Here is a 6,538-nt window from a genome sequence, read left to right on the forward strand (position 1 = left end):
GGATTTGACCCATGTTCAAATATATTGGCGACATCGTTAAGGGTACTGGTACCCAGTTGCGCAGCCTGGTCATGGTCTTCGGCCATGGCTTTCGCAAGCGCGACACCCTGCAATATCCGGAAGAGCAGGTCTACCTGCCGCCACGCTACCGTGGCCGCATCGTCCTGACCCGTGACCCCGATGGCGAAGAGCGTTGCGTAGCCTGCAACCTGTGCGCCGTGGCTTGCCCGGTCGGTTGCATCTCGCTGCAGAAAGCTGAAACCGAAGACGGTCGCTGGTACCCGGACTTCTTCCGTATCAACTTCTCGCGCTGCATTTTCTGCGGTCTCTGCGAGGAAGCCTGCCCGACCACCGCGATCCAGCTGACGCCGGATTTCGAGATGGCCGAGTTCAAACGTCAGGACCTGGTGTACGAGAAAGAAGATCTTTTGATCTCTGGCCCCGGCAAAAACCCTGATTACAACTTCTATCGTGTTGCAGGTATGGCAATCGCTGGCAAGCCCAAAGGCAGCGCGCAGAACGAAGCCGAACCGATCAACGTGAAGAGCTTGCTGCCTTAAGGAAGAACGATGGAATTCGCTTTCTATTTCGCATCGGGTATCGCTGTTGTGTCCACGCTACGCGTGATCACCAACACCAACCCTGTGCACGCCCTGCTCTACCTGATCATCTCGTTGATCGCCGTGGCCATGACCTTCTTCGCACTCGGCGCCCCGTTCGCCGGCGTGCTGGAAGTGATCGCCTACGCCGGCGCCATCATGGTGCTGTTCGTGTTCGTGGTGATGATGCTGAACCTGGGCCCGGCCTCGGTTCAGCAGGAACGTACCTGGCTCAAGCCCGGCATCTGGGCAGGGCCGGTGATTCTCGCAGCCTTGCTGCTGGCCGAACTGCTGTATGTGCTGTTCGCTCACCAGAGCGGTCAGGCCATCGGCCACACCACCGTCGATGCAAAAGCCGTGGGCGTCAGCCTGTTCGGCCCGTATCTGCTGGTGGTCGAACTCGCCTCGATGCTGCTGCTCGCCGCAGCCGTCACGGCGTTCCATTTGGGCCGTAACGAGGCGAAGGAGTAAGACATGCCTGCTATCCCTCTCGAACATGGATTAGCCGTCGCCGGCATCCTGTTCTGCCTTGGTCTGGTCGGCCTGATGGTCCGCCGCAACATTTTGTTCGTGTTGATGAGTCTGGAAGTAATGATGAACGCCTCGGCACTGGCGTTCATTGTTGCAGGCGCCCGTTGGGGCCAGCCGGATGGACAGATCATGTTCATCCTGGTGATCAGCCTTGCAGCCGCCGAGGCCAGTATTGGTCTGGCGATCCTGCTGCAACTGTATCGCCGCTTCCACACGCTCGATATCGACGCTGCCAGTGAGATGCGCGGATGAACTTAATCTTTCTGACTTTCGTATTCCCTCTGATCGGGTTCCTGCTGCTGTCGTTCTCTCGTGGACGCTGGTCGGAAAACCTCTCGGCGCTGATCGGCGTGGGTTCCATTGGCCTGTCGGCGATTGTCGCCGCCTACGTCATCTGGCAATTCAACGTCGCGCCACCCGAAGGCGGTCACTACACGCTGGTACTGTGGAAGTGGATGGCGGTCGAAGGCTTCAAGCCTGACTTCGCCCTCTACGTCGATGGCCTGTCGATCACCATGCTCGGCGTGGTTGTCGGTGTAGGTTTCCTGATCCACCTGTTCGCGTCCTGGTACATGCGCGGCGAAGCGGGTTACTCGCGCTTCTTCTCGTACACCAACCTGTTTATCGCCAGCATGCTGTTCCTGGTACTGGGCGATAACCTGTTGTTCCTGTACTTCGGCTGGGAAGGCGTGGGCCTGTGCTCGTACCTGTTGATCGGTTTCTACTACAGCAACCGCAACAACGGGAACGCCGCACTCAAGGCCTTCATCGTGACCCGCATCGGCGACGTGTTCATGGCCATCGGCCTGTTCATCCTGTTCCAGCAAGTGGGCACGTTGAACATCCAGGAACTGCTGGTGCTGGCACCGCAGAAATTCCAGGTCGGCGATTTCTGGATCACGTTGGCGACCCTGATGCTGCTGGGCGGTGCGGTCGGTAAATCGGCACAACTGCCACTGCAAACCTGGCTCGCGGACGCGATGGCTGGCCCGACGCCGGTTTCGGCACTGATCCACGCTGCCACCATGGTAACCGCCGGTGTCTACCTGATCGCCCGTACCCACGGTCTGTTCACCCTGGCGCCGGACATCCTGCACCTGGTCGGCATCGTGGGCGGAGTGACGCTGGTGCTGGCAGGTTTCGCAGCACTGGTGCAAACCGACATCAAACGTATCCTCGCCTACTCGACCATGAGCCAGATCGGCTACATGTTCCTGGCGTTGGGCGTCGGTGCATGGGATGGCGCGATTTTCCACCTGATGACCCACGCCTTCTTCAAGGCCCTGCTGTTCCTGGCTTCCGGTGCGGTGATCGTTGCCTGCCACCACGAGCAGAACATCTTCAAGATGGGCGGTCTGTGGAAGAAACTGCCACTGGCCTACGCCAGCTTCATCGTCGGCGGCGCGGCCCTGTCTGCTCTCCCACTGTTGACCGCAGGCTTCTACTCCAAGGACGAAATCCTTTGGGAAGCGTTCGCCAGCGGCAATCACGGCCTGCTCTATGCCGGCCTGGTCGGTGCGTTCATGACCTCGCTGTACACCTTCCGCCTGATCTTCATCACGTTCCACGGTGAAGCCAAGACCGAAGCTCACGCCGGTCACGGCATCGCTCACTGGCTGCCACTGTCGGTGCTGATCGTATTGTCGACATTCGTCGGCGCCATGATCGTGCCACCGCTGCACGGCGTACTGCCGCAAAGCGTTGGTCATGCGGGTGGCGAAGCCAAGCACAGCCTGGAAATCGCGTCGGGCGCCATCGCCCTGGCCGGTATCCTGCTGGCGGCCCTGCTGTTCCTCGGCAAGCGTCGCTTCGTGACGGCAATCGCCAACAGCGGCATCGGCCGTTTCCTTTCGGCCTGGTGGTTCGCTGCCTGGGGCTTCGACTGGATCTACGACAAACTGTTCGTCAAGCCTTACCTTGCGATCAGCCACGTACTGCGCAAAGACCCGCTCGACCAGACCATCGGTCTGATCCCGCGTATGGCCAAGGGCGGTCACACTGCCCTGAGTCGCACCGAGACCGGTCAACTGCGTTGGTATGCGGCTTCCATGGCTGCTGGTGCCGTGCTGGTAATCGGCGCCATCGTGCTGGTAGCGGTCTGATATGAACCTTGCGAATTTGCGAAAGGAAACGAGCCCGTCATGATTCTGCCTTGGCTAATCCTGATCCCCTTCATCGGCGGCCTGCTGTGCTGGATGGGTGAGCGCTTCGGCGCTACCCTGCCCCGCTGGATTGCGCTGTTGACCATGACCCTGGAACTCGCCCTCGGCCTCTGGCTGTGGGCCCACGGTGACTATTCATTTGCTCCGGCGCCTGGCGCCGATCCGACCTGGGCGCTTGAGTTCAAGCACGTCTGGATCCAGCGCTTCGGCATCAACGTGCACCTGGCCCTCGACGGCCTGTCGCTGTTGATGATCCTGCTGACCGGCCTGCTGGGTATCCTCTCGGTACTCTGCTCGTGGAAAGAGATTCAACGTCACGTTGGCTTCTTCCACTTGAACCTGATGTGGATCCTGGGCGGCGTTGTCGGCGTGTTCCTCGCCCTCGACCTGTTCATGTTTTTCTTCTTCTGGGAAATGATGCTGGTGCCGATGTACTTCCTCATCGCGCTCTGGGGTCACAGTTCTTCGGACGGCAAGAAAACCCGGATCTACGCCGCCACCAAGTTCTTCATCTTCACTCAGGCGTCCGGCCTGATCATGCTGGTGGCGATCCTTGGTCTGGTGCTGGTCAACTTCAACAACACCGGCGTGATTACCTTCAACTACGCCGACCTGTTGAAAACCAAGATGTCGATGACCACCGAGTACATCCTGATGCTCGGCTTCTTCATCGCCTTCGCGGTCAAGCTGCCGGTCGTACCGTTCCACTCGTGGTTGCCTGATGCCCACGCCCAGGCGCCGACTGCCGGTTCCGTCGACCTCGCCGGTATCTTGCTGAAAACCGCGGCCTACGGTCTGCTGCGTTTCGCCCTGCCGCTGTTCCCGAATGCCTCGGCCGAGTTCGCGCCGATCGCCATGACCCTTGGTCTGATCGGGATCTTCTACGGTGCGTTCCTCGCTTTCGCGCAAACCGACATCAAGCGTCTGATCGCCTTCTCGTCCGTTTCCCACATGGGCTTCGTGTTGATCGGCATCTACTCCGGCAGCCAACTGGCGCTGCAAGGCGCTGTGATCCAGATGCTCGCGCACGGTGTGTCGGCGGCGGCACTGTTTATCCTCAGCGGTCAGTTGTACGAGCGTCTGCACACTCGTGACATGCGTGAGATGGGCGGTGTGTGGTCGCGTATCGCTTATCTGCCAGCGATCAGCCTGTTCTTCGCAGCCGCTTCGTTGGGTCTGCCGGGTACCGGTAACTTTGTCGGTGAGTTCCTGATCCTGATCGGCTCCTTCGCGAGCTGGCCGTGGATTACTGCGATTGCCACTTCCGGCCTGGTGTTCGGCTCGGTCTATTCGCTGATCATGATCCACCGTGCTTATTTCGGTCCGTCCAAATCGGATTCGATCCTGCACGGCATGGACGCTCGCGAACTGATCATGGTGCTGGGCCTTGCGGTGTTGCTGATCTACATCGGCGTCTACCCGCAACCGTTCCTCGACACTTCTGCCGCCACGATGCATGGCGTACAGCAGTGGCTCGGCACCGCCTTCACTCAACTCGCTTCGGCCCGGTAAGAGCGCTATGGAATTTACGATTCAACACTTTATTGCGCTTGCGCCACTGTTGATCACCAGCCTCACCATTATCGTGGTGATGCTGGCAATCGCCTGGCGCCGCAACCACTCGCAGACCTTCCTGATCTCGGTGGCTGGTCTGAACCTGGCCTTGCTGTCGATCCTGCCAGCCCTGAAAGTCGCGCCTCTGGCCGTAACGCCATTGCTGCAAATCGACTCGTTCGCTTGCCTGTACATGGCGCTGATCCTGGTCGCCACCCTCGCTTGCGTCACCCTCGCCCACGCCTACCTGGGCGATGGCGGTTCGGGTTACCCGGGCAACCGTGAAGAACTGTACCTGCTGATCCTGATGGCCGCCGCCGGTGGTCTGGTTCTGGTCAGCGCGCAGCACCTGGCCGGTTTGTTCATCGGTCTGGAACTGCTCTCGGTACCGGTTTACGGTCTGGTGGCCTACGCCTTCTTCAACAAGCGTTCGCTGGAAGCCGGCATCAAATACATGGTGCTGTCGGCCGCCGGTTCCGCGTTCCTGTTGTTTGGTATGGCGCTGCTGTACGCAGACTCGGGTTCGCTGAGCTTCGTCGGTATCGGTCAAGCGCTGGCCGCGACCGGCCTGCCAAGCTCGCTGGCGCAACTGGGCCTGGGCATGATGCTGATCGGTCTGGCGTTCAAGCTGTCGCTGGTACCGTTCCACCTGTGGACGCCGGACGTGTATGAAGGTGCTCCAGCACCGGTGGCTGCGTTCCTTGCGACCGCTTCAAAAGTGGCCGTGTTTGCGGTGATGGTGCGTCTGTTCCAGATCTCCCCTGCCGCGAGCAGTGGTGTACTGAGCGACGTGCTGACCGTCATCGCGATTGCCTCGATCCTGTTCGGTAACCTGCTGGCCTTGACCCAGAGCAACCTCAAGCGTCTGCTCGGTTACTCGTCCATCGCGCACTTCGGCTACCTGCTGATTGCACTGGTGGCGAGCAAGGGTCTGGCAGTGGAAGCCATCGGCGTCTACCTGGTCACCTACGTGATCACCAGCCTCGGCGCGTTCGGCGTGATCACTCTGATGTCCTCGCCGTACAACGGCCGCGACGCCGATGCACTGTATGAGTACCGCGGTCTGTTCTGGCGCCGTCCGTACCTGACCGCCGTACTGACCGTGATGATGCTGTCCCTGGCCGGTATCCCGCTGACCGCAGGCTTCATCGGCAAGTTCTACATCATCGCCACCGGTGTCGAATCGCACCAATGGTGGCTGGTAGGTTCGCTGGTACTGGGCAGCGCCATTGGCGTCTTCTACTACCTGCGCGTGATGGTCACCCTGTACCTGATCGAGCCGAACCTGCGCCGCCACGATGCGCAATTGCACTGGGAACAGAAGGCAGGCGGCGTGATGCTGCTGGCCATCGCCCTGGTTGCTTTCTTCCTCGGCGTTTACCCGCAACCATTGCTGACACTGGTGCAGCAGGCGGGTCTGGCTGGCTGATTGTTCGGCTGGCTAGACATGAAAACGGCACCTTCGCAGACTGTGTGAAAACCTAGCAATCTGCGCAGCGCTCAATGAAAATGCTCCGTATCGAAAGATACGGAGCATTTTTCGTTATGGCCTACATCCAAGGAGTGTCCCGCAGCCAGACCAGCGTGTTCCCGGCCTCGCTGGAGGAACTGATCCCCGAGGATCACCTCGTTCGTGTGATCGACCTCTACGTCGCCAAGCTGGATCTGGTGCAACTGGGCTTTGACAAAGCG

At 59.9% G+C, this 6,538-nt stretch carries 6 protein-coding genes and 1 pseudogene; all 7 read left to right on the plus strand.

The features are described 5' to 3' along the window. Positions 1-11: 11 nt before the first annotated feature. Entirely contained in the window at positions 12-560 is a 549-nt protein-coding gene (gene nuoI / locus AACY02_RS24325; RefSeq protein ID WP_221610035.1) for an NADH-quinone oxidoreductase subunit NuoI, read from the plus strand. A gap of 9 nt (positions 561-569) precedes the next feature. Further along, on the plus strand, positions 570-1,070 hold the full coding sequence (nuoJ, locus tag AACY02_RS24330) for an NADH-quinone oxidoreductase subunit J (RefSeq protein ID WP_339434123.1): 501 nt from the start codon (positions 570-572) through the stop codon (positions 1,068-1,070). 3 nt (positions 1,071-1,073) lie between these two features. Next, positions 1,074-1,382: an NADH-quinone oxidoreductase subunit NuoK gene (gene nuoK, locus AACY02_RS24335; protein ID WP_003223790.1), complete on the plus strand. Its 309-nt coding sequence runs from the start codon at positions 1,074-1,076 to the stop codon at positions 1,380-1,382. After that, positions 1,379-3,232: an NADH-quinone oxidoreductase subunit L gene (gene nuoL, locus AACY02_RS24340; protein ID WP_339434124.1), complete on the plus strand. Its 1,854-nt coding sequence runs from the start codon at positions 1,379-1,381 to the stop codon at positions 3,230-3,232. The genes nuoK and nuoL overlap by 4 nt, the downstream gene beginning before the upstream one ends. 39 nt (positions 3,233-3,271) lie before the next feature. Further along, complete coding sequence (gene nuoM, locus AACY02_RS24345; protein ID WP_339434125.1) at positions 3,272-4,804, plus strand: NADH-quinone oxidoreductase subunit M; 1,533 nt, start codon at positions 3,272-3,274, stop codon at positions 4,802-4,804. Between the two features lie 7 nt (positions 4,805-4,811). Continuing rightward, the gene (gene nuoN, locus AACY02_RS24350; protein WP_008082842.1) at positions 4,812-6,275 is read left to right on the plus strand and encodes an NADH-quinone oxidoreductase subunit NuoN; all 1,464 of its coding nucleotides are present in this window, start codon (positions 4,812-4,814) and stop codon (positions 6,273-6,275) included. A 116-nt stretch (positions 6,276-6,391) separates the two neighbouring features. Continuing rightward, positions 6,392-6,538 (plus strand): annotated as a pseudogene (locus AACY02_RS24355) (IS5/IS1182 family transposase); the annotation flags it as partial.

Origin of the sequence: Pseudomonas sp. EA_65y_Pfl2_P78, assembly GCF_963970495.1 — a bacterium.
GTDB classification, from domain to species: domain Bacteria; phylum Pseudomonadota; class Gammaproteobacteria; order Pseudomonadales; family Pseudomonadaceae; genus Aquipseudomonas; species Aquipseudomonas baetica_A.

Excerpts from the sequence above, each read along its gene's own strand:
- nuoI (WP_221610035.1), top strand. The coding sequence starts at position 12 with ATGTTCAAATATATTGGCGACATCGTTAAGGGTACTGGTACCCAGTTG.
- nuoJ (WP_339434123.1), top strand. The coding sequence starts at position 570 with ATGGAATTCGCTTTCTATTTCGCATCGGGTATCGCTGTTGTGTCCACG.
- nuoK (WP_003223790.1), top strand. The coding sequence starts at position 1,074 with ATGCCTGCTATCCCTCTCGAACATGGATTAGCCGTCGCCGGCATCCTG.
- nuoL (WP_339434124.1), top strand. The coding sequence starts at position 1,379 with ATGAACTTAATCTTTCTGACTTTCGTATTCCCTCTGATCGGGTTCCTG.
- nuoM (WP_339434125.1), top strand. The coding sequence starts at position 3,272 with ATGATTCTGCCTTGGCTAATCCTGATCCCCTTCATCGGCGGCCTGCTG.
- nuoN (WP_008082842.1), top strand. The coding sequence starts at position 4,812 with ATGGAATTTACGATTCAACACTTTATTGCGCTTGCGCCACTGTTGATC.